The organism is Streptomyces sp. NPDC088745 (assembly GCF_044751045.1).
GTDB classification, from domain to species: Bacteria; Actinomycetota; Actinomycetes; order Streptomycetales; family Streptomycetaceae; genus Streptomyces; species Streptomyces cremeus.
In genome coordinates this window covers 644754-670179 of the sequence record NZ_JBIVLB010000003.1, presented here as the reverse complement: position 1 = coordinate 670179, position 25426 = coordinate 644754, and the positions used below count along the sequence as shown (strand labels likewise).

Here is a 25426-nt window from a genome sequence, read left to right as displayed (position 1 = left end):
AAACAGCCACCGTGCCGGCACAGGCAGCGGGGGCCGGACACCCCCAGGTGTCCGGCCCCCGCTCAATTCCTAGATCTCGCCCCGCAGTTTGGCGAGCGCCTCGGCGAGGATCGCCTCGCCGTCCGCGTCGCTGCGCCGCTCCCGCACGTAGGCGAGATGTGTCTTGTACGGTTCCGTGCGCGGCGGAGCCGGGGGGTTGTCCCGGTCCTGACCGGCCGGGAACCCGCAGCGCGGGCAGTCCCAGGTGTCGGGGACAGCTGCGTCGCTGGCGAAGCTGGGCTGTGTCTCGTGCCCGTTGGAGCACCAGAAGGAGATGCGCAGGCGGGGCGCGGACTCGCCGCGCTCGGCCTCGCCCATCGGCCCCGCTCCGACCCGGCTTCCCCGGATCGCGTTGCCACTTGCCACGGTCGTAACTCCCTGCGTGATGGTGCTGCGAGGCTGCGTCCTACTGCCCCGCGGCGGGCGCCCACTCTGGAATAAGGCCCAACGCGCGTCCAGTGACGGGAGTTACACCCCGACGCCGGGACGCCTGCCCATGATAGGCCGCGATCCCGGCACCGGACCGGTCGTACCGGACGATGTGCGTCAGCCGTCGAGCTTCATCAGCAGCGCGAGCGCCACGATGAGGCCGAACCAGATCAGGCCGACGACGACGGTGATCCGGTCGAGGTTGCGCTCGGCGACCGAGGACCCTCCGACGGACGACTGCATGCCACCGCCGAACATGTCGGAGAGGCCGCCGCCCTTCCCCTTGTGCATCAGAACCAGCAGCATCAGCAGCAGGCTGAATACGATCAGGGCGATCGAGAACCCCATAACCACGGCTGGACCAACTTCCTCGGATCAAGTCTCGGGACAGACAAAGACGACGGGGGCCGGTGGCGAGCCACCGGCCCCCGTCAGAGTACGACGGATCGGCCCTAGGGCCTACTCACTGCCGGTACTACCGGTGACCGCCGTGACCTGGCACGCGCGCGGCCGGCACCGGTGCGACTACTGGTCGCGGTAGCGCACGATCTTGACGAACTCGTCGACGTCCAGCGCCGCGCCGCCGATCAGCGCGCCGTCGACGTCGGGCTTCGCCATGATCGCGGCGACGTTCCCGGACTTGACGGAGCCGCCGTACTGGATGCGGACCTTGTCGGCCAGCTCCTGCGAGTACAGCTCGGCGAGCCGGCCGCGGATCGCGCCGCAGACCTCCTGCGCGTCCTCGGGCGTGGCGACCTCGCCGGTGCCGATCGCCCACACGGGCTCGTACGCGACGACGACGGACTCGGCCTGCTCGGCCGGGACGTCCTTCAGGCCGCCGTCGACCTGGGCGAGCGTGTGCTCGACCTGCCGGCCGGCCTTGCGGACGTCCAGGCCCTCGCCGACGCACATGATCGGGGTCAGGCCATGCTTGAACGCGGCCTTGACCTTGGCGTTGACGACCTCGTCGGTCTCGTTGTGGTACTGGCGGCGCTCGGAGTGGCCGACGGCCACGTAGGAGCACTTGAACTTCGCCAGCATCGCGCCGGAGATCTCGCCGGTGTACGCGCCGGAGTCGTGCGCCGAGAGGTCCTGGGCGCCGTACTTGATCTTCAGCTTGTCGCCGTCGACCAGGGTCTGCACCGAACGCAGGTCGGTGAAGGGCGGCAGGACCGCGACCTCCACGTCGTCGTAGTCCTTGTCGGTCAGCGCGAAGGCGAGCTTCTGGACGTGGGCGATGGCCTCGAGGTGGTTGAGGTTCATCTTCCAGTTGCCCGCCATCAGCGGGGTGCGGGTGGTGCTCATCTCAGGATCAGTCCTCCAGTGCGGCAAGGCCGGGCAGGGTCTTGCCTTCCAGGTATTCCAGGCTGGCGCCGCCGCCGGTCGAGATGTGGCCGAACGCGTTCTCGTCGAAGCCGAGGATGCGGACGGCCGCGGCGGAGTCGCCGCCGCCGACGACCGTGAAGGCGCTGCTGTCGAGCAGGCCCTGCGCGACGGCGGCGGTGCCGCCGGCGTAGTCGGGGTGCTCGAAGACGCCCATGGGGCCGTTCCAGAAGACCGTGGCGGCGTCCGCCAGCTTGGCAGCGTACAGCTCGCGGGTCCTGGGCCCGATGTCCAGGCCCTCCTGGTCGGCCGGGATGGCGTCGGCGGCGACGGTGGCCGGGTTGGCCGGAGCCTTGGTCTTCAGGTCCGGGAAGTCCGCGGAGACCAGCACGTCGACCGGCAGGACGAACTCGACGCCCTTGCTCTCGGCCCGCTCCAGGTACTCCAGGACGACCGGGATCTGGTCCTCCTGCAGGAGCGAGATGCCGACCTCGTGGCCCTGGGCCTTGAGGAAGGTGTACGCCATGCCGCCGCCGACCAGGATGCGGTCGGCCTTCTCCAGGAGGTGATCGATCACGCCGAGCTTGTCGGAGACCTTGGCACCGCCGAGGACCACGACGTAGGGGCGCTTGACGTCCTCGGTGAGCTTCTTCAGCACGCCGACCTCGGTGGCGATGAGGTCGCCGGCCGCGTGCGGCAGGCGGGCCGGGAGGTCGAAGACCGACGCGTGCTTGCGGTGCACCGCGCCGAAGCCGTCGCCGACGTACAGGTCGGCGAGGGAGGCGAGCTCATCGGCGAAGGCGCCGCGCTCGGCGTCGTCCTTGGCCGTCTCACCGGCGTTGAAGCGCAGGTTCTCGATGACCGCGACCTTGCCGTCGGCCAGGGCCTCGACCGTGGCGCGGGCGGATTCGCCGACCGTGTCGGTGGCGAAGGCGACCTCGGCTTCGAGGATCTCGCCGAGCCGCTTGGCGGCCGGGGCCAGGGAGAACGCCGGGTCCGGGGAGCCCTTGGGGCGGCCCAGGTGCGAGGCGACGATCACCCGGGCGCCCGCGGCGGCGAGCTTGGCGATCGTGGGGGCGACGGCGCGGATGCGGCCGTCGTCGGTGATCGTGGTGCCGTCGAGCGGCACGTTGAGGTCGGCGCGGACGAAGACCCGCTTGCCCGCGACCCCGTCGGCGATGAGTTCGTCGATCGTCTTCATGAAGTACGGCTCCTCAGAAGGGCTGGACAGGCCACAGGGCCCGTACAGCGCCGCGTTGCGCTGCCCGAGCCCTGTCGCTCACATCGAGATGATCTCAGTACTGCGTGGTCAGAGCTGACCGCCGACGAAGACGGTCAGGTCGACCAGACGGTTCGAGTAGCCCCACTCGTTGTCGTACCAGCCGAGGATCTTCACCGTCTTGTCCTCCTGGACCATCGTCAGGGAGGAGTCGAAGGTGCAGGACGACGGGTCGCCGACGATGTCGGAGGACACGATCGGGTCCTCGGTGTACGTGAGGTAGCCCTTGAGGTCGCCGTCGGTGGCGGCCTTCTTGAACGCGGCGTTGACCTCGTCCTTGGTGACCTCGCGGCCGAGCTCCACGACCAGGTCGGTGACCGAGCCGGTGGGCACGGGCACGCGGATCGCCATGCCGTCCAGCTTGCCCTTGAGCTGCGGGAGGACCAGGGCGGTGGCCTTGGCGGCACCGGTCGTGGTCGGGATGATGTTCTCGGCGGCGGCGCGGGCGCGGCGCAGGTCCGAGTGCGGGAAGTCCAGGATGCGCTGGTCGTTGGTGTACGCGTGGACCGTCGTCATCAGGCCCTTGACCAGGCCGAAGTTCTCGTCGAGCACCTTGGCCATCGGCGCCACGCAGTTGGTGGTGCAGGAGGCGTTGGAGATGACGTGGTGGTTGGCCGCGTCGTACTTGTCCTGGTTGACGCCCATCACGATGGTGATGTCCTCGTCCTTGGCCGGGGCCGAGATGAGGACCTTCTTCGCGCCGCCCGCGATGTGCTTCTCGGCGTCGGCCTTCTTGGTGAAGATGCCGGTCGACTCGATCACGATGTCGACGCCCAGCGTGCCCCACGGGATGTCGGCGGGGTTGCGCTCGGACAGCACCTTGATGGTGTGGCCGTCGACGGTGATGGTGTCCTCGGTGTGCGACACCTCGGCCTTGAGGCGGCCCAGGATGGTGTCGTACTTCAGAAGGTGCGCGGTGGTCGCGGTGTCACCCAGGTCGTTGACAGCCACGACCTCGATGTCGGCGCCCTGCTCCAGCAGCGCCCGGAAGTAGTTGCGCCCGATGCGGCCGAAGCCGTTGATTCCTACGCGGATCGTCACGAACCGATCTCCTCGTTGGTACGCCGGGGTTTCGACGCCTCGGCGAGCTTGTATGGGATGTCCCCGACCGCTGTCGACCCTACCTCTCCGTAGACCTTCACGTCGCATCGAGTGCGGCCGTGCCGTGGCCGGAACATGACTCGACGACCCGTACTACCCGGTAATGGAGCGGGTAGTACGGGTCGCCGGGACCTTTGTCCGTATTACTCAGCGTGACCGGTGGGGGCCTTCCGGACGCGGCCGGACTCAGCCCTTGATGCTCCGCAGGGCCTTCTCCAGGAGCTTGGCGCGCTGTCCGGCGTCCGGCACGTGCTCCAGGCCGAAGCCGAGGAGCGCGGTGTCACGGGTGGTGACCGCCGCGTACGTCTGGAACAGCTCGCCGGTGCGGGCCCACGGGCCGGTCACCGCCGGGCTGCCGGCCGGGGCGGCCGTCGGCGCCCAGGCGCCGAGGGAGGTCTCGAAGCCCTCCGCGTCGCGGTCGGCGCCGCCGACGGTGAGACGGGTGTCGTCCAGGAAGACGCCGCGGCCCAGGTCGCTCGGGTCGGTGACGTAGGCCAGGGACAGCTCGACCTTCTTGCCCGCGTAGGCGCTCAGGTCGAAGGAGACCTGCTTCCAGCCGCCGGAGGAACCGGTGAAGCTGTTCCACTGGCCGCTGGTGCCGCTCGCGGTGCAGCCCGCGTCGCCCCGGGTGAGGTAGCGCGCCAGGAAGGGGTGCGCCTCCAGGTAGAAGCCCTGGTCGCACTGGGCCGGGACGGTGTTCTTGGTGAGGCCGCTCTTCTCGGGCAGCGTCGTGTGGTCCTCGGCGCCCGCGGTACGGGCCTCCAGGAACGCGTGGTCGTAGCCGTTCTCGGTGTTCCAGTTCAGCGCGGCGCGCAGGGTCGGCTGGTCGGCGGCGCTGACGCCGGTCAGGTCGACGGTGCGGGTCAGGCGCTTGTACTGGCCGCTCTGACTGGTCGCGGACGCCATCCAGGAGCCCTGGTAGGGGGCGTACGGGTTGGCGATCCCGGTGTAGCGGCCCGCCTGGGCGCTCTTGAACTGCGGGAACTCGGCCGCCGGGAGCGAGTCGGAGGTGACCAGGTAGGTGCCGGGGGTGTCCAGCGGGTTGCCGGGGGCGCCCGTGAGCGGGGTGGTGAGGCCCTGCAGGCCGCCCGCGCCCGCGAAGCCGGTGGCGCCGGGGGCGTTCGCGCGGCCGTACGCGCCGAGGTAGTACTGGCTGAAGTCGTCGGTGACGGCCGGGCCGAGCTGGGCCGTGCCGCCGGCCTTCTCACCGGCCTCGACCAGCTTGCCGCCCTCGTTGAGGTACTGGCGCAGCTGGTACTGGGTCGGGCCGCCCGGGGCGTTGGCCCCGGTGTAGTGGACGACCGAGTCGAAGTGGCCGAGGACGCCGAGCGAGTGCGGGGCGCCCTGGGCGGCGACGTCCCAGGAGGTGGCGGAGCGGCCGTTGGCCTTCAGCGCGTCCACGTACTTCTGGACCTCGGTGGCCGGTGCGCCCTCCTCGGCGACCACCAGGTGGGCGGCCTTGGGGCGGTCGGCGAGCGTGTAGGTGAAGTGCTCGCTCTCGGTGGGCCTTCCGGCCTTCGTCTCGCCGGTGAACCAGACCTCGACCTTGTCACCCGGCTCGCCGTCCTGGACCTTGGCGCGGTAGTCGTCGAAGTAGGTGTTGTCCTCGTCGCCGTAGCGCAGTCCGCCGTCCCACGGCTTCAGCGCCTGGTCGTGGACCTTGCCGCCGTTGACGCGGTACTTGAGCTCCTTGTCGCGCACCGACTTGCGGACCGTGACGTTGATCTCCTGGTCGCGGTCGCGGGCGTAGGACGTGGTGAAGGGGTCGAGCGTGAAGTCGGGGGCGTCGATGCCGACGGAGGACTTCGGCTGGTCCGGGGTGAGCGTGGTCTCGGCTATGGAGAGCGCGAAGGGGATGTTCTTCGCGAACTCCTGCTGGATCAGCTTCTCGTCGTCGGGGAAGTTGAAGCCCGACATGCAGTCGCGGGCGTTCCACCGGTCGTTCGGGTCCAGGTCGGAGATCGTCTGGCAGGTCGACATCTCGGGGGTGAACATCTTGATGCCGTTGACGTTGCCGGCGTGGCCGTCGGCCTCGCCGTTGGTGACGTACAGCTCCGAGGAGACCTGCGGGTGGTAGCCGGGAACGGCGGAGTTCTCCGGGGTGCCGGCGAGGGCCTTGAGGGCCACGTCGTCGGGGGTGGGGGTGGCGACCTGCCAGCCGACGCCGTAGAGGATCAGTTCGGCGGCCGAGTGGTAGTTGATCGCGTACTTGAAGCCGATGCGCTTCTGGAAGCGGTCCAGGGCGAGCGTCTCGGGCTCGGACATGGCCTTCGGGCCGCGGTAGGTCTCGTCCGAGGGGTCGGGAGACGAACCCTCGTTGTCGTAGCCCCACTTGTAGCCGAAGTTGCGGTTCAGGTCGATGCCGTCGCCGGTCTCGGTCCTCCCGCTGCCGTTGGTGTCGCGGAGGTTCTTGCGCCACAGCCGGACATTGCGGTTCGTGGGGTCGGTGTGCGTGTAGTCGTAGCCGTCCGGGTTGGCGGACAGCACGAACCACAGCTCGCTCCTGTCGACGAGCCCGGTGATCTTCGCGTCCTTGCCGTACCCGTTGACGAAGTGGTGCATCAGCCGGCGGGTCATCTCCGGGGTGATCCACTCACGGGCGTGCTGGTTGGACACGTAGAGCGTGGCGGGCTTGGAGCCGTCGGCGCTGGTGCGGGCGTTCTTCGTCAGCTTGAGGGCCAGGATGTCCTTGCCCTGGACCGTCTTGCCGATGGAGACGGCCTTGGCGATGGACGGGTTGGCCTGCGCGACGGCCAGCAGCTCCTCCTGGAGGCCGCCCTTGCCGCTGTACGGGCGGAACACGCCGTCCCCGGCGGCCGCGGCCCGCACCTTGGCCGCGGGGAGCCTGCGCTCGGTCAGGTCCACGCCCTGGGCGCGCAGTTCGGCGGCCCGCTTCTGGGTGAGGATCAGTTCGACGGTGGCGGTGCCCTTGGCCGGGACCCGCTCGCTGAGCTCGTGGGCGTCGGTGCCGGCCCGCAGGAGCAGCGGCACCTGTGCCTGGGTGACCTTCGCGTCGAAGACCGTGACGCCGTCGCCGCCCGGTGCGGTGTCTCCGGCGGGCTGCGCCTGGGCCACGGGTATCGCGGCCAGGCCGGCTATCAGCAGTGAGGATGCGGCGAGTATCGATCTCGCTCTGCGTCTCATGTGCCCCCCTTGCAGTTGTCTGTCACGTGAGTGAACAGACGTCAGAATCATGACCATTCATGGCCACGTCAAGAGCACATCAGCAACACAGAAAGCTGCCCCTGGCACCCAACTGGGCGTCAGAGGCAGCGAGTTGTGGCGGAGTCATGAATTCCGCGGCGGGGGACCCCGCGGGCTACAGGCTCGTGGCCATCCCGCCGGCCCTACCGGCCGCCAGGTCGCCGGCCACGCCGGTGGCCGCACCGCCGGCCGTTCCGGCCACCAGGGCGTCGGCCGGGCCGGCCGCCATGCCGTGCGCCGTCATCCCGGTCCCCGTCATCCCGGGCGCCGTCATCCCCGGCACGCTGCCCGTGATGCTTCCCGTCATGCCGCCGCCCGGGGCGCCGGACAGGGCGGAGTCGTCGGCGAGTGCGGCGCTGTTGGCCAGCGAGGCGGCGAGGCCCTTGGCCATCTCCTCCTCGATCTCCTCGGTCATGTCCTCGGTGAGGTTGCACTCCGTACCCGGAATGCCGAGGTCCTGCGCCCGCTTGTCGGCCATCGCCAGCAGCCGTCGGATGCGGCCGGCGACCGCGTCCTTGGTCAGCGGCGGGTCGGCCAGCGCGCCCAGCTCCTCCAGCGACGCCTGCTTGTGCTCCATGCGCAGGCGGCCCGCCGCGGCGAGGTGCTCGGGCACCTCCTCGCCGAGGATCTCCAGCGCGCGCTGCACGCGGGCCCCGGCGGCGACGGCCGCCCGGGCGCTGCGGCGCAGGTTGGCGTCGTCGAAGTTGGCGAGCCGGTTGGCGGTGGCGCGGACCTCGCGGCGCATCCGCCGCTCCTCCCAGGCCAGTACCGAGTCGTGCGCGCCGAGCCGGGTGAGCAGTGCGCCGATCGCGTCGCCGTCGCGCACGACGACCCGGTCCACGCCGCGCACCTCGCGCGCCTTGGCGCCGATGGAGAGCCTGCGGGCCGCGCCGACCAGCGCGAGCGCCGCCTCCGGGCCCGGGCAGGTGACCTCCAGGGAGGACGAGCGGCCCGGCTCGGTGAGGGAGCCGTGCGCGAGGAAGGCCCCGCGCCAGGCCGCCTCGGCGTCACAGGTGGCCCCCGAGACCACCTGCGGGGGCAGCCCCCGGATGGGCCGCCCGCGGCCGTCCACCAGGCCCGTCTGGCGGGCGAGCTGGTCGCCGCCCGCCACCACCCGTACGAGGAAGCGCGAACCGCGGCGCAGACCGCTGGGCGCCATCACCACGAGCTCCGAGCTGTGCCCGAAGATCTCCAGGATGTCCTTCTTCAGCCTGCGTGCCGCATAGCTGACGTCCAGCTCCGCCTCGATCACGATGCGCCCGCTCACCAGGTGCAGGCCGCCCGCGAACCGGAGGATCGCCGAGACCTCTGCCTTTCTGCAGCAGGTCCGGGTGACGGGGAGCCGGGAGATCTCGTCCTTCACCGCTGCCGTCATCGCCATGGGCCGATCCTTCCATGCATCCGAAAAATACGGTCGTACGCGGCTGCCAGGAGCTCCGGGTCGTGCTGGGGGGCTCCGTCGGGCCGGGCCACCGGCGCCAGCTCGACCGTCGCACCGAACCGTTTGGCGGCATCGGCGAGTGAGGGAAGGTCGGGCACGGCGGCCTGGTCGGCCAGCACCACGTCGAGGGCGAGTTTAGGGGCGTGTCGGGCCAAAACCTCCAAATGACGTTGCGGTGAAAAGCCCTCGGTTTCGCCTGGCTGGGGTGCCAGATTGAGGGACAGGATCCGCCTCGCCTTGGTCTCCACCAGGGCATCCAGCAGTTCCGGCACCAACAGGTGGGGGATCACCGAGGAGAACCAGGAACCGGGTCCGAGAACCACCCAGTCGGCGTCACGGACCGCGGCCACCGCCTCCGGAACGGCCGGCGGATCGTGCGGTACGAGATGCACCGACTGCACCTCGCCGGGGGTCAGCGCGACGGTCGCCTGGCCGCGCACGGTGTCGATGTCGTCGGGGCGCTCGGGGTCGTGGCCGCGGACGAGCGCCTGGAGCTCCAGCGGGACCGCGGACATGGGCAGCACCCGGCCGTGCGCTCCCAGGAGCCTGCCGACCAGGTCCAGGGCCTGCACGTGGTCGCCGAGCTGCTCCCAGAGGGCCACGATCAGCAGGTTGCCGACCGCGTGCTCGTGCAGGTCGCCCTTGGACTGGAAGCGGTGCTGGATGACGCGCGACCAGGTCTGCCCCCAGTCGTCGTCCCCGCACAGGGCCGCGAGGGCCTTGCGCAGGTCGCCGGGGGGCAGCACGCCCAGCTCCTCCCGGAGCCGGCCGCTGGAGCCGCCGTCGTCGGCGACGGTGACCACGGCGGTCAGGTCGCCCGTGATGCGCCGCAGCGCGGTCAGCGACGCGGACAGGCCCATGCCGCCGCCGAGGGCGACGACCTTGGGCGTGGCGCCGCGCCTGCCGCGTGCGGCGCGCGGGGACGGCTCGCCGCCCAGCGCGGAGGTGACCCTGCGCAGGCGGTGCAGCCGGACGGTGCGGTTGGTCACTCGCGCCCCATGTCCCGGTGGACGACGACGGTCTCGACGCCCTCGGTGGACAGGCGGGCGGCCAGCTTCTCGGACATGGCGACCGAGCGGTGCTTGCCGCCGGTGCAGCCGACCGCGATGGTGACGTAGCGCTTGCCCTCGCGACGGTAGCCGGTGGCGATGAGCTGGAGCAGCTCGGTGTACCGGTCCAGGAACTCCTTGGCGCCGGGCTGGTTGAAGACGTAGCCCGCCACCTCCTCGTTGAGGCCGGTGAAGGGGCGCAGCTCGGGGACCCAGTGGGGGTTGGGCAGGAAGCGGCAGTCCACCACGAGGTCGGCGTCGACGGGCAGGCCGTACTTGTAGCCGAAGGACATGACGGTGGCGCGCAGCTCGGGCTCCTCGTCGCCGGCGAACTGGGCGTCCATCTTGGCGCGCAGTTCGTGGACGTTGAGGCTGGAGGTGTCGATCACCAGGTCGGCGTCGCCGCGCAGCTCGCGCAGCAGGTCGCGCTCGGCGCCGATGCCGTCGGTGATGCGGCCGTCGCCCTGGAGGGGGTGCGGGCGGCGGACCGACTCGAAGCGGCGGACCAGGGCGTCGTCGGAGGACTCCAGAAAGACGATGCGCCGGTGGACGCCCTTGGCGTCGAGGTCGGCGAGGGACTCGCGGAGGTTGTCGAAGAAGCGGCGGCCGCGGACGTCGACGACGACGGCGATGCGGGCCACGTTGCCCTGGGAGCGGGCGCCGAGCTCCACCATGGTGGGGATCAGCGCGGGCGGCAGGTTGTCGACGACGAACCAGCCGAGGTCCTCCAGGCACTTCGCGGCCGTGCTGCGGCCGGCCCCGGACATGCCGGAGATGATGACCAGCTCGGGGATGGGCGTCTCGGCGGCCTCGGCGGTCTCCCGCTTGATGCCCGTACTCACGTGTGCTCCGTCTCGGTCGGTGGCCGGCCCAGTGGGGTCCGGTGCGGGGCCCGGGTGGTCTGCCGGGGCCGGTGCGGGGCCCCGGTCAGGCTCTGGGCTGCTCTGCTGCGGTGTGCTGCTCATGTGTGCTTCCCCCGTTCGGTGACGGGGCGGCCGCGGATGCGGCTGCCCCGTCCTCCTCAATGATCTCTCCTGTCGCCGTGTTCACGGCGGGTGCGGCCGGGGCCGCCGCTGCGAGGGCGGCGGCGACGGTCTCGGCCGTTCTGCGGCCCACCCCCGGAACCTCGCAGATCTGATCAATTGTGGCGGATCGGAGCTTCTTCACCGAACCGAAGTGCTTGATGAGCGCCTGCTTGCGGGTCTCGCCCAGTCCCGGCACGTCGTCCAGGGGCCCGGCCCGGAAACGCTTGGCCCGCTTGGTGCGCTGGTAGGCGATGGCGAAGCGGTGGGCCTCGTCACGTACCCGCTGGAGGAGGTAGAGGCCCTCGCTGGTGCGCGGCAGGACCACCGGGTCGTCCTCGTCCGGCAGCCAGACCTCTTCGAGGCGCTTGGCGAGGCCGCAGACCGCGACGTCGTCGATGCCCAGCTCGTCCAGGGCCCGCTGGGCGGCCGCCACCTGCGGCTGTCCGCCGTCCACCACCACGAGCTGCGGCGGGTAGGCGAAGCGCTTGGGCCTGCCGTCGTCGTCCTGGAGCTGCTCCTCGGAGATCTCGCCGCCCATGAGGTCGCCGGTCTTCTCCTTCGCCGACAGGTAGCGCTTGAAGCGGCGGGTGATCACCTCGTGCATGGACCGGACGTCGTCCTGGCCCTCGAAGGACTTGATCTCGAAGCGCCGGTACTCGCTCTTGCGGGCGAGGCCGTCCTCGAAGACCACCATGGAGGCCACCACGTCGTCGCCCTGGAGGTGCGAGATGTCGTAGCACTCGATGCGCAGGGGCGCGCCGTCCAGCCCGAGGGCCTCGGCGATCTCCTCCAGGGCACGCGAGCGGGTGGTCAGGTCGGAGGCGCGCTTGGTCTTGTGCAGGACCAGGGACTGCTGGGCGTTGCGCTGGACCGTGGCCATCAGGTCCTTCTTGTCGCCGCGCTGCGGGATGCGCAGCGAGACGTTGGAGCCGCGCTTGGCGGTCAGCCACTGGTTGACGGCGACGGTGTCGTCGGGGAGCGCCGGGACGAGCACCTCCTTGGGCACCGCCTCGCCGCTCTCCTCGCCGTAGAGCTGCTGGAGGGCGTGCTCGACGAGGCCCGCCGTGTCGACGTTCTCGACCTTGTCGGTGACCCAGCCGCGCTGGCCGCGCACCCGGCCGCCGCGCACGTGGAAGATCTGCACGGCCGCCTCCAGCTCGTCCTCGGCGAGGGCGATCAGGTCGGCGTCGGTGGCGTCGTTGAAGACGATCGCGTTCTTCTCCAGGGCCCGCTTCAGTGCCCCTATGTCGTCGCGCAGCCGGGCGGCCTTCTCGTACTCCATGTCCTCGGCGGCGATCACCATCTGCTGCTCGATGCGCTTGAGGTACGTGCCGGTGCGTCCGGCCATGAAGTCGCAGAAGTCCTCGGCCAGTTCCCGGTGCTCCTCGGGGGTGACCCGGCCCACACAGGGGGCGGCGCACTTGCCGATGTAACCGAGCAGGCAGGGGCGGCCGATCTGGGCGGAGCGCTTGAAGACGCCGGCGGAGCAGGTGCGCACGGGGAAGACGCGCAGCATCAGGTCGACGGTCTCGCGGATCGCCCAGGCGTGGCCGTACGGGCCGAAGTAGCGCACGCCCTTCTTCTTGGGGCCGCGCATCACCTGCACGCGCGGGAACTCCTCGTTCATCGTCACCGCGAGGTGCGGGTAGCTCTTGTCGTCGCGGTACTTGACGTTGAACCGGGGGTCGAACTCCTTGATCCAGGAGTACTCCAACTGGAGCGCCTCGACCTCGGTGGCGACGACCGTCCACTCCACGGACGCGGCGGTGGTCACCATCGTGCGCGTGCGCGGGTGGAGGTTGGCCAGGTCCTGGAAGTACGAGGACAGGCGCGGGCGCAGGCTCTTGGCCTTCCCGACGTAGATCACCCGGCGGTGTTCGTCGCGGAAGCGGTAGACCCCCGGCGAGTCGGGGATCTGGCCCGGCTTGGGACGGTAGCTGGAGGGATCTGCCATGGGTGCAGCCTACTTGCGGGCACTGACAGCCGGGACGCCCCGGTGGGGCGTCCCGGCCGTGTGGCGGTGCCGGTTACGCGAGCGTGCGCCTGCGCAGCCGTACGGCGGCGAGTCCCGCGGCGGCGAGGAGCACGGCCGCTCCCCCGGCGGCCACGGGGGCCGCGGGGGCGCCGCTCCCGGAGGCGCCGGTCTCCGGGGCTGCGGGGGCCGCGTAGCCGCCGGCCTTGCCCTGCCGGGCGTAGGCGGTGCCGGGGAGCTTGTCGGCGTAGGCGGCGTGGACGCGCTGCTGGTAGGCGGCGAGGGTGGTGCCCCGGGCGCCGACGGCCCGGGTGGCGTCCTCGTCGAGCGGCAGCACGCGGCTGGCGTCGTGGACGTACCAGGCGTCGATCTGGGGCTCGCGGAAGACGGTGCCGCCCGGGAGGGCGCGTGCGCCGGCGGCGGCGTAGCGGGTCTCGTCGTCGCCGGTGGCGATGTTCACGACCTTCCAGACGCCCTTGTCCGGCGCCATCCACAAGGAGGCCTGCCGGCCGTCGGAGGACACGGCGGTGGTGGCCATGAAGTCCAGCCTGGAGGCCGCGGCCCCCTTCTTGCCCGCGACGAACTCCGCCGAGAGCGTGTGCACCGGCACGGTGGCGTCCTGGACGCGGGGGGCGGCGGCGCGGGCGAGGGCTCCGTCCCGGGCGAAGAAGCGCGACAGGGTGTCCAGGGTGGCGGGCGCGGTGGCCGCCCGGTGGGCCAGGGCGGCGGGCGTCTCGTCGGCCGCGGCCTCGGCGGCGGCGCCCAGCAGCAGGGTGGTGGTGACGGCGGCGAGGGCGGCTGTTCTGAGGTGCTTGGCGTGCGGTGTCACGGCGTCACGCCCCGATCTTGTAGAGCGAGTGGGTCCAGGAGAACTCGTTGTTGTTCACGTACCAGTCGTGCGAGGCCCAGTTGTAGCGGCTGCTGGTCTTCCACGGGTCGCCCCAGTAGACCCAGTCGCTGGCGGTGTCGTAGCCGTAGATGACGTGCATGTGGCCGCCGCCGCTCGACCACTGGATGCGGGTCTCGACCGGGCGGTCGGCGGATATCTCGCTCTGCACGGTCGGGTAGCGCAGCCAGCCGGTGACGTAGGAGCCCGGGTTGACGCCCGCCCAGCGCAGGCCGGTCTGGACGTTGCCCAGGGTGGCCTGGTTGTTGGGGCAGGCGGTGTTCTGGTTGCGGTTGAAGGCGGCGTTGCAGAACTGGTTCTGGCTGTAGGAGCGGCCGAACCAGGTGGCGATGGTGTTGCCGGCGGCGGCCCAGCACCAGTTGGTCTTCTCCTGGGCCTGCATGGTGATGTTCAGGCGCTTGGCGGCGAGCAGGGGCGCCGCCGCCGGGGCCGCGTCCTGCCGGGCGGCCGCGGCGGGCCGGTCGACGGGCACGGGTGCGGCGGTGGCGGTCGCCGTGGGGACGGCGAGCAGCAGGGCGGCGGTCAGGACGGCCGGGGAGAGCCGTCTGAGGGCCGTACGGGGACGGGTGTCGCTTCGATCGCGCATCGCGTTCCTCCCGAGGCGGGGGGTTGGGGCCTCCCCTGCTCACGGACTGGCGAGCTGGGGGGAGGGCGGAGGAGCGCGTCCGGACGCTGTTGAGGAGCATCGGGTGTTGTCGAGTGCAGGTCAACACGCTTCAATGCGGGGTGACGCGGAGCTGTGAACGCGGTGGCCCCGATGTGAACGGACCGCTTCCGTCCACCAGCCCGCTTCACCGACGGCGGCGCGGCGGTGCGGTGTGCCTCCGTGAACGTTCACTGCCAGCGGAGGAGCCGTGATGCGGCAGCACCCGACACCGGAAGCCGACGACCTCGTACCGGCGCGGGCCGATCTGGAGCAGTTGCTGCGGACCGGGCCCTTCCACCTGGCGCTGCGGGCGGCCCTGCAACTGCGCGGGCTGCCGTTGCAACGCGTCCGCCACCACCTGGCGGGGCGGGGCATCACCGTCGGGGTGACCAGCCTCAGCTACTGGCAGCAGGGGGCGCGCCGGCCCCAGCGGCCGGAATCGCTGCGCGCGGTGCGGGAGCTGGAGGGGGTGCTGGGGCTGCCGGCCGAGTCGCTGATCCGGCTGCTGGTGGCGGAGGGGGCGGAGGGCGAGCGGCCCCAGGGCCGTGCGTACCGGGCCCTGGTGGAGGCGTCGGGCTCGGTGGAGATGCTGCTGGCGGAACTGGAGTCGCCGGTGGACGGCGGTCTGCACACCGTCGGCCATCAGGAGCGGGTGCGCATCGGGCCCGGCCGGGAGCTGGTGGGGCGCGACTCCCAGCACGTGGTGCGGGCGCACCGGGACGGCGTGGACCGCTATCTGGCGGTGCACCACGGCGACCCGGGCTGCGACCCGTCCCGGGTGCGGGTGCGGGCCGGGGACAACTGCCGTACCGGGCGGGTGCGGTGGCACCGGGAGAGCGGGCTCGTCGTCGCGGAGATGCTGTTCGACGCGCGGCTGCGGGCCGGGGACACGTACTTCTTCGCGTACGGCTTCGAGGACGGCACCGGCGGGACCTGCGTGGAGTACGTGCGCGGTTTCCGCTTCGCGGGCGGGCAGTACGTGCTCCAGGTGCGCTTCGACGAGCGGGCGCTGCCGGTGCGGTGCCGCCGCTTCGCCCAGGCGTCGGCCGGGTCGCCGAGGGTGGGGCGGCAGGATCTGACGCTGAGCGGGCGGCACGGCACGGTGCACTTCGTGGAGCAGGGGGTGCGGCCGGGGAATCTGGGGGTCGACTGGGACTGGGAGTAGCTCCAGACCGTTTCTGATCGGTTCAGGGCCCTGTGAGGCGACCGGACGTGATCGGTTCGGGCTGCCGGGAAGTGACCGACTGCGACCGGTTCGGGCGACCGGATCGGACGGATGCGGTCCCCGGGAAGTGACCGGCCGCGGCCGGTTCGGGCGACCGGATCGGACGGGTGCGGTCCCCGGGAGGTGACCGGCTGCGACCGGTTCAGGCGTCCGGGCCCGCGATCAGCTTGCCGTCCTTGACCTTGACCGGGACGGCCGGCAGCGGCGCGGTGGCGGGGCCCTTGAGCGCCTGGCCGGTGGTGGTGTCGAAGCGGCTGCCGTGGCAGGGGCAGTTGCCCTCGTTGCCCTCGACCCGGTCGAGCTCGCAGCCCGCGTGGGTGCACTGGGCGCTGAACGCCTTGTACTCGCCCTTCTTGGGGCAGCTCACGACGACGCGCTGCTCCCTGTACAGCTTGGAGCCGCCGACCGGCACCGCCGCCGGGTCGCCGAGGTCGAGCGGCGCCGTCGGGGTCGGCGTCTGGGCGTGCCCGAGCTTGGACTCGGTGGAGCAGGCGGCGGCGCCGAGCCCGGCGGCCCCGGCGAGGGCGACGCCCTTGAGGACGGTGCGGCGGGCGGCGGACGGGATGCCGGACATGGGGCTCTCCACGGGTGCGGTGCGGGCGGGCGGCGGCATCGCGCGGCCGCGGGCGGGCGGCGGTGCGCGGTGCCGCATCGACGATACCCGCGGGGCGGATGGGGACGGTGCGCCGGGGAGCACGCCGGACCACGGCTGACGCGAACGCGTCAGGCATCCGGCAGGGTCTCCGGAAGGTCCTGGTCCGGCACGCCGGGCGGCACCGCGGGGCAGGACGTCCCGTCGTCCGGGAGGGTGCCGTCGACCAGATAGGCATCCGCCTTCTCGCGGACGCACGGGGAATTGGCGTACGCGCCGTGGCCCTCCCCCTCGTACCGCAGCACGACCGCCTTGCCGAGCCGCTTCGCGGTCTCCTCGGTCCACCGGTACGGGGTGGCGGGGTCGCCCCTGGTGCCGATCAGCAGGACCTCGGGGCCGCTGATGTTCTCCAGCTTCCGGATGTAGTCCGTGCCCGCGGGCCAGCCGGTGCAGGAGAACGCGCCGCCGACCATGTCGCGGCCGAAGTCGGGGGACGCCTGGTCGAACTCCTTCTCCGCTGCGGCGAGTTCCTCCTCGGTGAGGGGCGTGCGGTCGGGGTCGTCGGCGCAGTTGACGGCCAGAATGGCTTCGTCGGCGTTGCCGGGCGCGTCGGCGAGTTCGTTGAGTTCGACGAGGACCGAGGGGTCGCGGTTCCGGTCGATCTCCGCGATGCCGAACGCGAGCGCGCCCCAGGCCTGGGGGACGTACATGGACATGCTCATCGCGCCGCGCAGGTCCGCCACGGTGAACGCGGTTCCGTCCGGGGCCTTCAGCGGGGCTTCGGAGAGGGAGGCGACGACCCGGTCCACGGTGCGGGTGGCGTCCGCGACGGTGCCGCCGAGCGGGCAGTCCTCCGGGTACCGCTCGGCGCAGGTCGCCAGGAAGGTGTCGAAGGCCTGCTGGAAGGCGCGGGCCTGGTGGAGCCCGGAGACCCGGGAGCTCTCGGTGAGGGTGTCCACGGCGTCCAGGACGAGCCGCCCGGACCGGTCGGGGAACTGGGCCGCGTACACCGAGCCGAGCCGGGTCCCGTAGGAGATGCCCATGTAGTTCAGCTTCCGCTCGCCCAGCGCCTGCCGCAGGACGTCCAGGTCGCGGGAGACGTTGACGGTGCCGACGTGCGGCAGCAGCTCGCCGGTGTGCCGGGCGCAGGCGGCGGCGACGGCCTCGGCCTCCTTGACCAGCGCGCCGGCGTCGAGCCGCCGGTCGCCGGACGGCGTCCGCGGGGCGCCGTCGCCCTCCGCCAACTCCTCCTCGGCCTCCTTGCCGCAGTCGACGGGCGAACTCCGCCCCACCCCCCGGGGGTCGAAACTGACCAGGTCGTAACGCCTGCCCAGGCTCCCGTACGTGTCCCTGGCCTCGGCCAGCGTGGTCACGCCGGAGGTGCCGGGGCCGCCGAAGTTGAACACGAGGGAGCCCTTGCGGCCGGTGTCCGCGCCGGTGGCGCGGTAGCGGCCGACGGCGAGGGCGAGGGTGCCGAGGTCCGGTTTCGCGTAGTCGATCGGGACGGTGAGGCGGGAGCACTCCATGCCCTTGAGGGCGGTGCCGCCCCGGGGCTGCTCCTCGGCGGCACAGTCGCCCCAGGTGAGCTTCTGCTCGTAGAAGCGGGCGAGGTCGGGGGCGGTGTCGGCGGCGACGGCGGTGTTCGCGGCGAGCAGGAGGGCGGTGCAGGTGAGGGCGGTCGCGGTGCGGCGTGGGTGCATCCGGGTGTGCCTTTCGCGAGGCGGGCCCCCGGAATCAGCCTATGAGCACCGACGACGGCACGCAGCGCGGCGAAGGCGTGCCCCAGGGCCCCGGGGGCGGCCGCGGGCAAGGAGCGCCCCGTCAGGGGCGCGGGGAACCGCACGGGCGACCACGGCGCACCCGCGCCGACGCGCGCACGGGACCCCCGTGCCGGAACAGCAGAACGGGCCCGGGAGCCCCCGAAGGGACCCCCGGGCCCGCGCCCGAGCACCGTACGACCGGGAAGGATCAGGCCTTGCGAGCCCTCGCGGTGGCCTTCTTCGCCGGGGCGGCAGCCTTCTTCGCCGGCGCCGCGGCCTTCTTCGCCGCCGTCTTCCTGGCGGCCGGCTTCTTCGCGGCGGCCTTCTTCCGCCCCGCCCCCGCCGGCGAGGCGTCGCTGATCCGGCTCGGGTCGAGGATGTCCCGCAGGAACTTCCCGGTGTGGCTGGCGGGCACGCCCGCCACCTCCTCCGGCGTTCCCTCGGCGACGACCAGGCCGCCGCCCTTGCCGCCCTCGGGGCCCATGTCCACGACCCAGTCGGCGGTCTTGATGACGTCGAGGTTGTGCTCGATGACGATCACCGAGTTCCCCTTCTCGACGAGCCCCTCAAGGATCTTGATGAGCTTGCTGATGTCCTCGAAGTGCAGACCGGTGGTCGGCTCGTCCAGGATGTAGACGCTCCGCCCCGACGACCGCTTCTGGAGCTCCGCCGCCAGCTTGACGCGCTGCGCCTCGCCGCCGGAGAGCGTGGTCGCGGCCTGTCCGAGGCGTACGTACCCGAGACCGACCTCGTTCAGGGTCTGGAGGTACCGGGCGATCGAGGTGACCGGCTCGAAGAACGCCAGCGCCTCCTCGATCGGCATGTTGAGCACCTCGGCGATGTTCTTGCCCTTGTAGTGCACTTCGAGCGTCTCGCGGTTGTACCGCGCGCCGTGGCACACCTCGCACGGGACGTAGACGTCCGGCAGGAAGTTCATCTCGATCTTGATGGTGCCGTCGCCGGAGCAGTTCTCGCAGCGGCCGCCCTTGACGTTGAAGGAGAACCGGCCCTGCTGGTAGCCCCGGACCTTCGCCTCCGTCGTCTCCGCGAACAGCTTGCGGATCTTGTCGAAGACTCCGGTGTACGTCGCCGGGTTGGACCGCGGGGTGCGGCCGATCGGCGACTGGTCGACGTGCACGACCTTGTCGAGGAGCTCGTCGCCCTCCACCCGGGTGTGGCGGCCCGGAACGCTGCGCGCGCCGTTCAGCTCGCGCGCCAGATGCGTGTAGAGGATGTCGTTGACCAGCGTCGACTTGCCGGAACCCGAGACACCGGTGACGGCGGTCAGCACGCCCAGCGGGAAGGTGACGTCGATGTCCCGCAGGTTGTTCTCCCGCGCCCCGTGCACCGTGAGGTGGCGCGCCGGGTCGATGGGACGGCGTACGTCCGGAGTCGGAATGGCCCGCTTGCCGGACAGGTACTGCCCGGTGATCGACTCCTTGTTGGCCAGCAGGCCCTTCAGGGAGCCGCTGTGCACGACGTTCCCGCCGTGCTCGCCGGCACCGGGGCCGATGTCGACGATCCAGTCGGCGACCTTCATCGTGTCCTCGTCGTGCTCGACGACGATGAGGGTGTTGCCCATGTCGCGCAGGCGCACCAGCGTCTCGATGAGGCGGTGGTTGTCACGCTGGTGCAGGCCGATGGACGGCTCGTCCAGGACGTACAGCACGCCCACCAGGCCCGACCCGATCTGGGTGGCGAGCCGGATGCGCTGGGCCTCGCCGCCGGACAGGGAGCCCGCCGGGCGGTTCAGCGACAGGTAGTCCAGGCCCACGTCGACCAGGAAGCGCAGCCGCTCGTTGACCTCCTTGAGGACGCGCTCGGCGATCACCTTGTCCCGGTCGTTCAGCGTGAGCTGCGCGAGGAAGTCGGCGCACTCGCTGATCGACATCGAGGAGACCTCGGCGATGGACTTCTCCATCACCGTGACCGCGAGGATCAGCGGCTTGAGGCGCGTGCCCTGGCAGGTGGGGCAGGGCACCTCCCGCATGTAGCCCTCGAAGCGCTCGCGGCTGGAGTCGCTGTCGGACTCCGCGTGCCGCCGCTTCACGAACGGCAGCGCGCCCTCGAAGGAGGTGGTGTACGCGCGCTCGCGGCCGTAGCGGTTGCGGTAGCGGACCTCGATCTGCGTCTTGTGGCCGTGGAGCAGCGCCTTCCTGGCGCGCTGCGGCAGGCCCGCCCACGCCATCGACGTGCTGAAGCCGAGCTCGCTCGCGAGGGCGTTGACCAGCCGGGCGAAGTAGTCCTTGGTGTGTCCGTGCGACCAGGGGTGGATGGCGCCCTCGTCGAGGGACTTCTCCGGGTCGGGGACGATCAGCTCGGGGTCGACCTCCATGCGCGTACCGATGCCGGAGCAGTCGGGGCAGGCGCCGAAGGGCGAGTTGAAGGAGAAGGAGCGCGGCTCCAGCTCCTCGAACGACAGGTCGTCGTACGTGCAGTACAGGTGCTCGGAGTACATCCGCTCGCGGTCGGGGTCGTCCGCGTCGAGGTCGACGAAGTCGAGGATCACCATGCCGCCGGAGAGCCCGAGGGCGGTCTCCACGGAGTCCGTGAGGCGGCGCTTGGCGCTCCCCTTCACGGTGAGGCGGTCGATGACCACCTCGATCGTGTGCTTCTCCTGCTTCTTGAGCGTGGGCGGCTCGCTGAGCTGGACGGTCTCGCCGTCGACCCGGGCACGGCTGTACCCCTTGGTCTGGAGCTCGGCGAAGAGGTCCACGAACTCGCCCTTGCGCTCGCGCACCAGCGGCGACAGCACCTGGAAGCGGCTGCCCTCCGGCAGCTCCAGCACCTTGTCGACGATGGCCTGCGGCGACTGCCGGGCGATCGGGCGGCCGCACTCGGGACAGTGCGGCTTGCCGATGCGGGCGAAGAGCAGGCGGAGGTAGTCGTAGACCTCGGTGATGGTGCCGACCGTCGAGCGCGGGTTGCGCGAGGTCGACTTCTGGTCGATGGAGACGGCGGGCGAGAGACCTTCGATGAAGTCCACGTCCGGCTTGTCCATCTGGCCGAGGAACTGCCGCGCGTAGGAGGAGAGCGACTCGACGTAGCGGCGCTGCCCCTCGGCGAAGATCGTGTCGAACGCGAGGGAGGACTTGCCCGAACCGGAGAGTCCCGTGAAGACGATGAGGGAGTCGCGGGGGAGGTCCAGCGAGACGTTCTTGAGGTTGTGCTCGCGAGCGCCACGAACGATGAGACGGTCGGCCACGCCGGTTCGCACCTTTCTGGAGAAGAAAGCAGGGTGCCGAGAAGCAGGCTGCTGAGACGGGGGTGCCCGTACGGGCGGTCCCCTGTGCCACAGAGGACGCCGAGCCCTCGGGCACCGTTCCTTTCAACGGCGACGGCGGGCTCGGATGTTCCCTTCGAGCGTATAGCACGTACATTCGATTATTGGCCACATGGCATCGGCTTCACCCGAACGAGTGGTCGCGCCTTGCGCGGCCGCCTATCGTCTGCCTCATGAATGATCATGCGCACGATCTGGCCCTGCTGAGCGATGCCACGGACCGCCTGCTCGCCGACGCCGCCGCCCTGGACGACGACGCCGTCGCCCTGCCCTCCCGCCTGCCCGGCTGGAGCCGCGGTCATGTGCTGGCGCACCTCGCCCGCAACGGGGACGCCCTCCAGAACGTCCTCGCCGGCCGCCCCATGTACGTCAGCGCCGAGGGCCGCGACGCGGACATCGAGCGCGACGCCCCGCGCCCCCTGGACGTGCAGCTCGACGACGTCCGCGCGACCGCCGACGGCTTCCGCCGGGCGGCCGAGGCGTACGACGACTGGAGCCGCACCGTCGAGCTGCGCAACGGCGTCACGGACGCGGCGTCGCGCATTCCGTTCCGGCGGCTGATCGAGATCGAGCTGCACCATGTGGACCTCGGGATCGGCTACGAGCTGGAGGACCTGCCCGAGGAGTTCGTGCAGCGCGAGATCGAGTTCCTCGCCGACCGCTTCGGACGGCACGCGCAACTGCCGTCGATCGGCCTGAAGGACCGGGCGGGCCGGGTGTGGACCACGGGCGGCGGACTGGAGGAGCACGTCTCCGTCGAGGGCGCCGCACCCGACCTCGTGGGCTGGCTGGCGGGCCGCCGCGACGGCGGGGCGCTCACCGTCACCGGCGGGGCCCTGCCCGTACTGCCGCCGCTGTGACGGCCGCTATAGGCTGCCCGGTATGACGTACAGCGGAGCGGTGAAGGTCGGCGGACCTGCGGACGTGCACGAGCTCAAGGACCTGATGATCTCCAAGGTCGCGGTCGGGTCGATGAATAACAACGCGTATCTGCTGCGCTGCCGGGACACCGGCGAGCAGATGCTGATCGACGCCGCGGCCGAGCCGCACACCCTGCTGTCGCTGATCGGCGACGACTCGATCGCCTCCGTCGTCACCACGCACCGGCACGGCGACCACTGGCAGGCCCTCGCCGAGGTGGTCGCCGCCACCGGTGCGCGCACGCTCGCCGGGCGGTACGACGCGGAGGGCATCGAGGTGCCCACCGACACCCTGCTGGAGGACGGCGACATCGTGCGGGTGGGGCGGGTGGAGCTGACCGCGCGGCACATCGTCGGGCACACCCCGGGCAGCGTCGTCCTCGTGTACGACGACCCGCACGGCCACCCGCACGTCTTCACCGGCGACTGCCTCTTCCCGGGCGGCGTGGGCAACACCTTCGGCGACGCGGCCGCCTTCGTCTCGCTGCTCGACGACGTCGAGGCGAAGGTCTTCGCCCCGCTGCCGGACGAGTCCTGGGTCTACCCGGGGCACGGCGACGACACCACGCTCGGGGACGAGCGCCCGCACCTGCGGGAGTGGCGCGAGCGCGGCTGGTAGCCCCTGGCGGACGGCTCCGCACCGTCACGCACTCGTGACCGCACGGCCCTCCCGGACGCCGCTGTTCCGCGCGGACAGTGGAGGAAAGGGAGGGCCGAGCCATGAAGAAGCCCCGCGCCGCCGTCGCCGCCCCGTTCCTCGCCCTGGCAGTCCTGCTGTCCGGATGCGCGGACCCGGGTGCGTCCGCGAGGTCCCCGGGCACTTCGCGGCCGGCGTCCGGCGGAGGGCTCTCCGCCGGGGACGAGGCGAAGCTGAAGTCCCTGCGCCAGGTGGACGACCACCCGCTGTGGCACCTGCGCTTCGAGGGCGCCTACGAGCGGCTGCGCGCGGTGCGGGTGGAGCGGCGGCCGGACTTCGGGTGCTCGCTGTTCTTCGCCAACGGCGACCGGAACGACCCGCAGTTCGCGCGGAACTTCGACTGGCGGCACGGCCCCGCGCTGCTCCTGTTCACCGACCCGCCGGACGGCTACGCCTCGGTGTCCGTCGTCGACACCTCCTACCTCGGCCTCGGCTCCGCCGCCGACTTCACGACGGCGCGCGGCAGACGGGCCCTGCTCCAGGCCCCGTTGCTGCCCTTCGACGGCATGAACAGCAAGGGCCTCGCGGTGGGCTTCGCCTCCGTGGACCGCGCCGACGGGCCCAGGGGCGGCACCCGGGTGGGCAGTACGCGGATCCAGCGCATCGCCCTCGACAAGGCGGCCACCGTCGCCGAGGCGCTCCGCCTCTTCGACCAGTACGAACTGGACTTCACCGACAGTCCGCCGCTGCACTACTTTCTCGCCGACGCCACCGGCGACTCCGCCGTGGTCGAGCTGGTCGGCGGCAGGAACGTGGTCGCCGAGCGCGGCAGGCAGCCGTGGAACGGCGCGGTCAACTTCACCTTCGCCGGCACCCCGGCCGCCGAGCGCCGCAACGACGCGCGGTACGGGACCGCCGCGAAGACGCTCGACGCCGCCAGGGGGGTGCTGGACACCGACGGCTCCCTGGAGCTGCTGCGCTCCGTCGCGCAGCCGCACACGCAGTGGTCCGTGGTCTACGGCCTGAAGACCGGCAGGGTGACGCTGGTGACGGGGCAACGCTGGGGAAAGCGGCACGAGTTCACGCTGCCCATGGAGTGAGGGCCGGCGCCGGGGGCCGGGCCGGGGCCTGTCCGGGTGATTTTCCCGGTGAACCGGTACGACTAGTGCCGCGCGCCTCTTGAGGGCGCGGCGCCCCGGGTAGCGACGGCCGCATGCGCGCTTCACGATCACCGGCCCGGACGTCCCGTGCCTCCCGTGCCTCCCGGACGGGCGGTCCCTCCATGCTCCGGCTCGCGACCGCCTCGCTCGCCGGGACGGCCATCGAGTTCTACGACTTCGCCCTCTACGGCACCGCAGCGGCCCTCGTCCTCGGCCCCCTCTTCTTCCCCTCCTTCTCCCCCCTGGCCGGCACGCTCGCGGCCTTCGGCACCTTCGGGGTCGGGTTCGTCGCCCGCCCGGTCGGCGCGGTCCTCTTCGGGCACATGGGCGACCGTCTCGGCCGCAGGCCCGTGCTGTTCTCCTCGCTGATCCTCACCGGGGCGGCGACGGTGGCGGTCGGCTGTCTGCCGACGTACGACACGATCGGCATCCTCGCGCCGGTGCTGCTGATCCTGCTGCGCTTCCTCCAGGGACTCGGGCTCGGCGGCGAGTGGGGCGGGGCGGTGCTGCTCACCGTGGAGCACGCGCCGCCGCACCGGCGGGCCCTGTGGGCGAGCTTTCCGCAGACCGGGCCCTCGATCGGGTTCCTGCTGGCCAACGGCGTGATGCTGGCGATGTCGGCGGTGCTGTCGGACGCGCAGTTCACCGCGTGGGGGTGGCGGGTGCCGTTCTGGGCGGCGGGCGTGCTCGCCGCGGCCGGGCTGCTGCTGCGCTCCTCGCTGGCGGAGACGCCGGACTTCCGGGACCTGGCCTCGAAGGGCGAGCGCGCGGGCGCGCCGTTCGCCGAGGTGGTGCGCGACCACTGGCGGCTGGTGCTGCTGACGGCCGGGGCGCTCTCCCTCGGGTACGCGCTGGTCTACACGATGTCGACCTGGTCGCTGGCGTACGGCACCGAGCGCCTGGGCGTGGACCGCACCGTCATGCTCGGCTGCGTCATGGCGGCCGTGGTGCTCAAGGGGCCGCTGATCCCGCTCGCCGCGGTGCTCGGCGACCGGGTGGGGCGGCGGCCGATGTGCCTGGCCGGGTGCGCGCTCAGCGCCGTGTGGACGTTCCCGATGACGGCGCTGCTGGCCACGGGGCAGCCGCTGTGGATGTTCCTGGGCTTCCTGGGCGGGTCGGTGTCGTTCGCGGCGATGTTCTCGGTGATCGGCGCGTATCTGCCGGAGTTGTACGCGCCCCGGGTGCGGTGCACGGGTGCGGCGCTGGGCTACAACCTCGCCGGGGTGTTCGGCGGTGCGCTCACGCCGATCGTGGCGACGGCGGTGTCGTCCTCCGGGGAGGGTCCGCCGTGGGGCGTGGCGGCGTACCTGACAGGGGCGGCGGTGGTGAGCCTGGGCTGCTTCGCCCTGCTGCCGGAGACGCGGCCGGCGTCGGTGCGGGCGGCGGAGGCGAGGGGCGCGGAGGCGGAGGGGGCCGCACCCGCCTGACGCGGTG

The 25426-nt window shown here is 71.7% G+C and carries 19 protein-coding genes and 1 pseudogene; 5 read left to right on the top strand and 15 right to left on the bottom strand.

Going from position 1 to position 25426, the window contains the following annotated elements:
- Positions 1–69 precede the first annotated feature (69 nt).
- The 12 genes and pseudogenes from ACIP93_RS12240 to ACIP93_RS12185 form a co-directional block, all read right to left on the bottom strand.
- Complete coding sequence (locus tag ACIP93_RS12240; RefSeq protein WP_380836918.1) at positions 70–405, bottom strand: RNA polymerase-binding protein RbpA; 336 nt, start codon at positions 403–405, stop codon at positions 70–72.
- Positions 406–585: 180 nt separating this feature from the next.
- Positions 586–816 carry a preprotein translocase subunit SecG gene (gene secG / locus ACIP93_RS12235; protein WP_345224113.1) on the bottom strand — a complete coding sequence of 77 codons (231 nt, stop codon included), beginning with the start codon at positions 814–816 and terminating at the stop codon, positions 586–588.
- 177 nt (positions 817–993) lie between these two features.
- Positions 994–1773 carry a triose-phosphate isomerase gene (gene tpiA / locus ACIP93_RS12230; protein WP_345224111.1) on the bottom strand — a complete coding sequence of 260 codons (780 nt, stop codon included), beginning with the start codon at positions 1771–1773 and terminating at the stop codon, positions 994–996.
- A gap of 7 nt (positions 1774–1780) precedes the next feature.
- Entirely contained in the window at positions 1781–2992 is a 1212-nt protein-coding gene (locus ACIP93_RS12225) for a phosphoglycerate kinase (RefSeq protein ID WP_401757762.1), read from the bottom strand.
- A gap of 108 nt (positions 2993–3100) precedes the next feature.
- A complete protein-coding gene (gene gap, locus ACIP93_RS12220; RefSeq protein WP_345224105.1) occupies positions 3101–4111 on the bottom strand; it encodes a type I glyceraldehyde-3-phosphate dehydrogenase in 1011 nt (336 codons plus the stop codon).
- 246 nt (positions 4112–4357) lie between these two features.
- A complete protein-coding gene (locus ACIP93_RS12215) occupies positions 4358–7315 on the bottom strand; it encodes a M14 family zinc carboxypeptidase (RefSeq protein WP_401757760.1) in 2958 nt (985 codons plus the stop codon).
- A gap of 460 nt (positions 7316–7775) precedes the next feature.
- Positions 7776–8756: pseudogene (whiA, locus tag ACIP93_RS12210) on the bottom strand (DNA-binding protein WhiA); the annotation flags it as partial.
- The gene (yvcK, locus tag ACIP93_RS12205; RefSeq protein ID WP_345224100.1) at positions 8747–9805 is read right to left on the bottom strand and encodes a uridine diphosphate-N-acetylglucosamine-binding protein YvcK; all 1059 of its coding nucleotides are present in this window, start codon (positions 9803–9805) and stop codon (positions 8747–8749) included. The pseudogene whiA and the gene yvcK, both read right to left, overlap by 10 nt.
- Positions 9802–10830 (bottom strand): RNase adapter RapZ, encoded by a 1029-nt coding sequence (gene rapZ / locus ACIP93_RS12200; protein ID WP_380836921.1) that lies wholly within the window; start codon positions 10828–10830, stop codon positions 9802–9804. Before rapZ ends, yvcK begins: the two co-directional genes overlap by 4 nt.
- On the bottom strand, positions 10793–12844 hold the full coding sequence (gene uvrC / locus ACIP93_RS12195; RefSeq protein ID WP_401757758.1) for an excinuclease ABC subunit UvrC: 2052 nt from the start codon (positions 12842–12844) through the stop codon (positions 10793–10795). The genes rapZ and uvrC overlap by 38 nt, the downstream gene beginning before the upstream one ends.
- Positions 12845–12917: 73 nt before the next feature.
- The gene (locus ACIP93_RS12190) at positions 12918–13691 is read right to left on the bottom strand and encodes a hypothetical protein (RefSeq protein WP_401757756.1); all 774 of its coding nucleotides are present in this window, start codon (positions 13689–13691) and stop codon (positions 12918–12920) included.
- A gap of 4 nt (positions 13692–13695) precedes the next feature.
- Positions 13696–14355, bottom strand: a complete 660-nt coding sequence (locus tag ACIP93_RS12185; RefSeq protein ID WP_345224095.1) for a papain-like cysteine protease family protein — start codon at positions 14353–14355, stop codon at positions 13696–13698.
- 271 nt (positions 14356–14626) lie between these two features.
- On the opposite strand from ACIP93_RS12185, the gene ACIP93_RS12180 reads away from it, so the two are divergent.
- The gene (locus tag ACIP93_RS12180) at positions 14627–15580 is read left to right on the top strand and encodes a hypothetical protein (protein ID WP_345224093.1); all 954 of its coding nucleotides are present in this window, start codon (positions 14627–14629) and stop codon (positions 15578–15580) included.
- Between the two features lie 202 nt (positions 15581–15782).
- Here ACIP93_RS12180 and ACIP93_RS12175 read toward each other — a convergent pair whose 3' ends face one another.
- The 3 genes from ACIP93_RS12175 to uvrA all read right to left on the bottom strand — a co-directional run bounded on the left by ACIP93_RS12175 (position 15783) and on the right by uvrA (position 21197).
- A complete protein-coding gene (locus ACIP93_RS12175) occupies positions 15783–16214 on the bottom strand; it encodes a Rieske (2Fe-2S) protein (RefSeq protein ID WP_345224091.1) in 432 nt (143 codons plus the stop codon).
- Between the two features lie 149 nt (positions 16215–16363).
- Entirely contained in the window at positions 16364–17932 is a 1569-nt protein-coding gene (locus ACIP93_RS12170) for an alpha/beta hydrolase (protein WP_401757753.1), read from the bottom strand.
- A gap of 268 nt (positions 17933–18200) precedes the next feature.
- Positions 18201–21197 (bottom strand): excinuclease ABC subunit UvrA, encoded by a 2997-nt coding sequence (uvrA, locus tag ACIP93_RS12165; protein ID WP_401757751.1) that lies wholly within the window; start codon positions 21195–21197, stop codon positions 18201–18203.
- 251 nt (positions 21198–21448) lie between these two features.
- Between uvrA and ACIP93_RS12160 the strand changes: the two genes are divergently transcribed.
- The 4 genes from ACIP93_RS12160 (at position 21449) to ACIP93_RS12145 (ending at position 25419) form a co-directional block, all read left to right on the top strand.
- Complete coding sequence (locus ACIP93_RS12160; RefSeq protein ID WP_401757749.1) at positions 21449–22135, top strand: maleylpyruvate isomerase family mycothiol-dependent enzyme; 687 nt, start codon at positions 21449–21451, stop codon at positions 22133–22135.
- 22 nt (positions 22136–22157) lie between these two features.
- Entirely contained in the window at positions 22158–22814 is a 657-nt protein-coding gene (locus tag ACIP93_RS12155; protein ID WP_401757748.1) for an MBL fold metallo-hydrolase, read from the top strand.
- Positions 22815–22915: 101 nt separating this feature from the next.
- Complete coding sequence (locus ACIP93_RS12150) at positions 22916–23932, top strand: carcinine hydrolase/isopenicillin-N N-acyltransferase family protein (RefSeq protein WP_401757746.1); 1017 nt, start codon at positions 22916–22918, stop codon at positions 23930–23932.
- Between the two features lie 182 nt (positions 23933–24114).
- Positions 24115–25419, top strand: coding sequence for an MFS transporter (locus tag ACIP93_RS12145; protein WP_401757744.1), 1305 nt, complete (start codon positions 24115–24117; stop codon positions 25417–25419).
- Positions 25420–25426: the final 7 nt, after the last annotated feature.

What these genes read in the sequence shown, in the direction of transcription:
- secG (WP_345224113.1), bottom strand. Translation starts at nt 816, where the DNA reads ATGGGGTTCTCGATCGCCCTGATCGTATTCAGCCTGCTGCTGATGCTG.
- tpiA (WP_345224111.1), bottom strand. Translation starts at nt 1,773, where the DNA reads ATGAGCACCACCCGCACCCCGCTGATGGCGGGCAACTGGAAGATGAAC.
- ACIP93_RS12225 (WP_401757762.1), bottom strand. Translation starts at nt 2,992, where the DNA reads ATGAAGACGATCGACGAACTCATCGCCGACGGGGTCGCGGGCAAGCGG.
- ACIP93_RS12215 (WP_401757760.1), bottom strand. Translation starts at nt 7,315, where the DNA reads ATGAGACGCAGAGCGAGATCGATACTCGCCGCATCCTCACTGCTGATA.
- rapZ (WP_380836921.1), bottom strand. Translation starts at nt 10,830, where the DNA reads ATGAGCAGCACACCGCAGCAGAGCAGCCCAGAGCCTGACCGGGGCCCC.
- uvrC (WP_401757758.1), bottom strand. Translation starts at nt 12,844, where the DNA reads ATGGCAGATCCCTCCAGCTACCGTCCCAAGCCGGGCCAGATCCCCGAC.
- ACIP93_RS12185 (WP_345224095.1), bottom strand. Translation starts at nt 14,355, where the DNA reads ATGCGCGATCGAAGCGACACCCGTCCCCGTACGGCCCTCAGACGGCTC.
- ACIP93_RS12180 (WP_345224093.1), top strand. Translation starts at nt 14,627, where the DNA reads ATGCGGCAGCACCCGACACCGGAAGCCGACGACCTCGTACCGGCGCGG.
- ACIP93_RS12175 (WP_345224091.1), bottom strand. Translation starts at nt 16,214, where the DNA reads ATGTCCGGCATCCCGTCCGCCGCCCGCCGCACCGTCCTCAAGGGCGTC.
- ACIP93_RS12170 (WP_401757753.1), bottom strand. Translation starts at nt 17,932, where the DNA reads ATGCACCCACGCCGCACCGCGACCGCCCTCACCTGCACCGCCCTCCTG.
- ACIP93_RS12160 (WP_401757749.1), top strand. Translation starts at nt 21,449, where the DNA reads ATGAATGATCATGCGCACGATCTGGCCCTGCTGAGCGATGCCACGGAC.
- ACIP93_RS12155 (WP_401757748.1), top strand. Translation starts at nt 22,158, where the DNA reads ATGACGTACAGCGGAGCGGTGAAGGTCGGCGGACCTGCGGACGTGCAC.
- ACIP93_RS12150 (WP_401757746.1), top strand. Translation starts at nt 22,916, where the DNA reads ATGAAGAAGCCCCGCGCCGCCGTCGCCGCCCCGTTCCTCGCCCTGGCA.
- ACIP93_RS12145 (WP_401757744.1), top strand. Translation starts at nt 24,115, where the DNA reads ATGCTCCGGCTCGCGACCGCCTCGCTCGCCGGGACGGCCATCGAGTTC.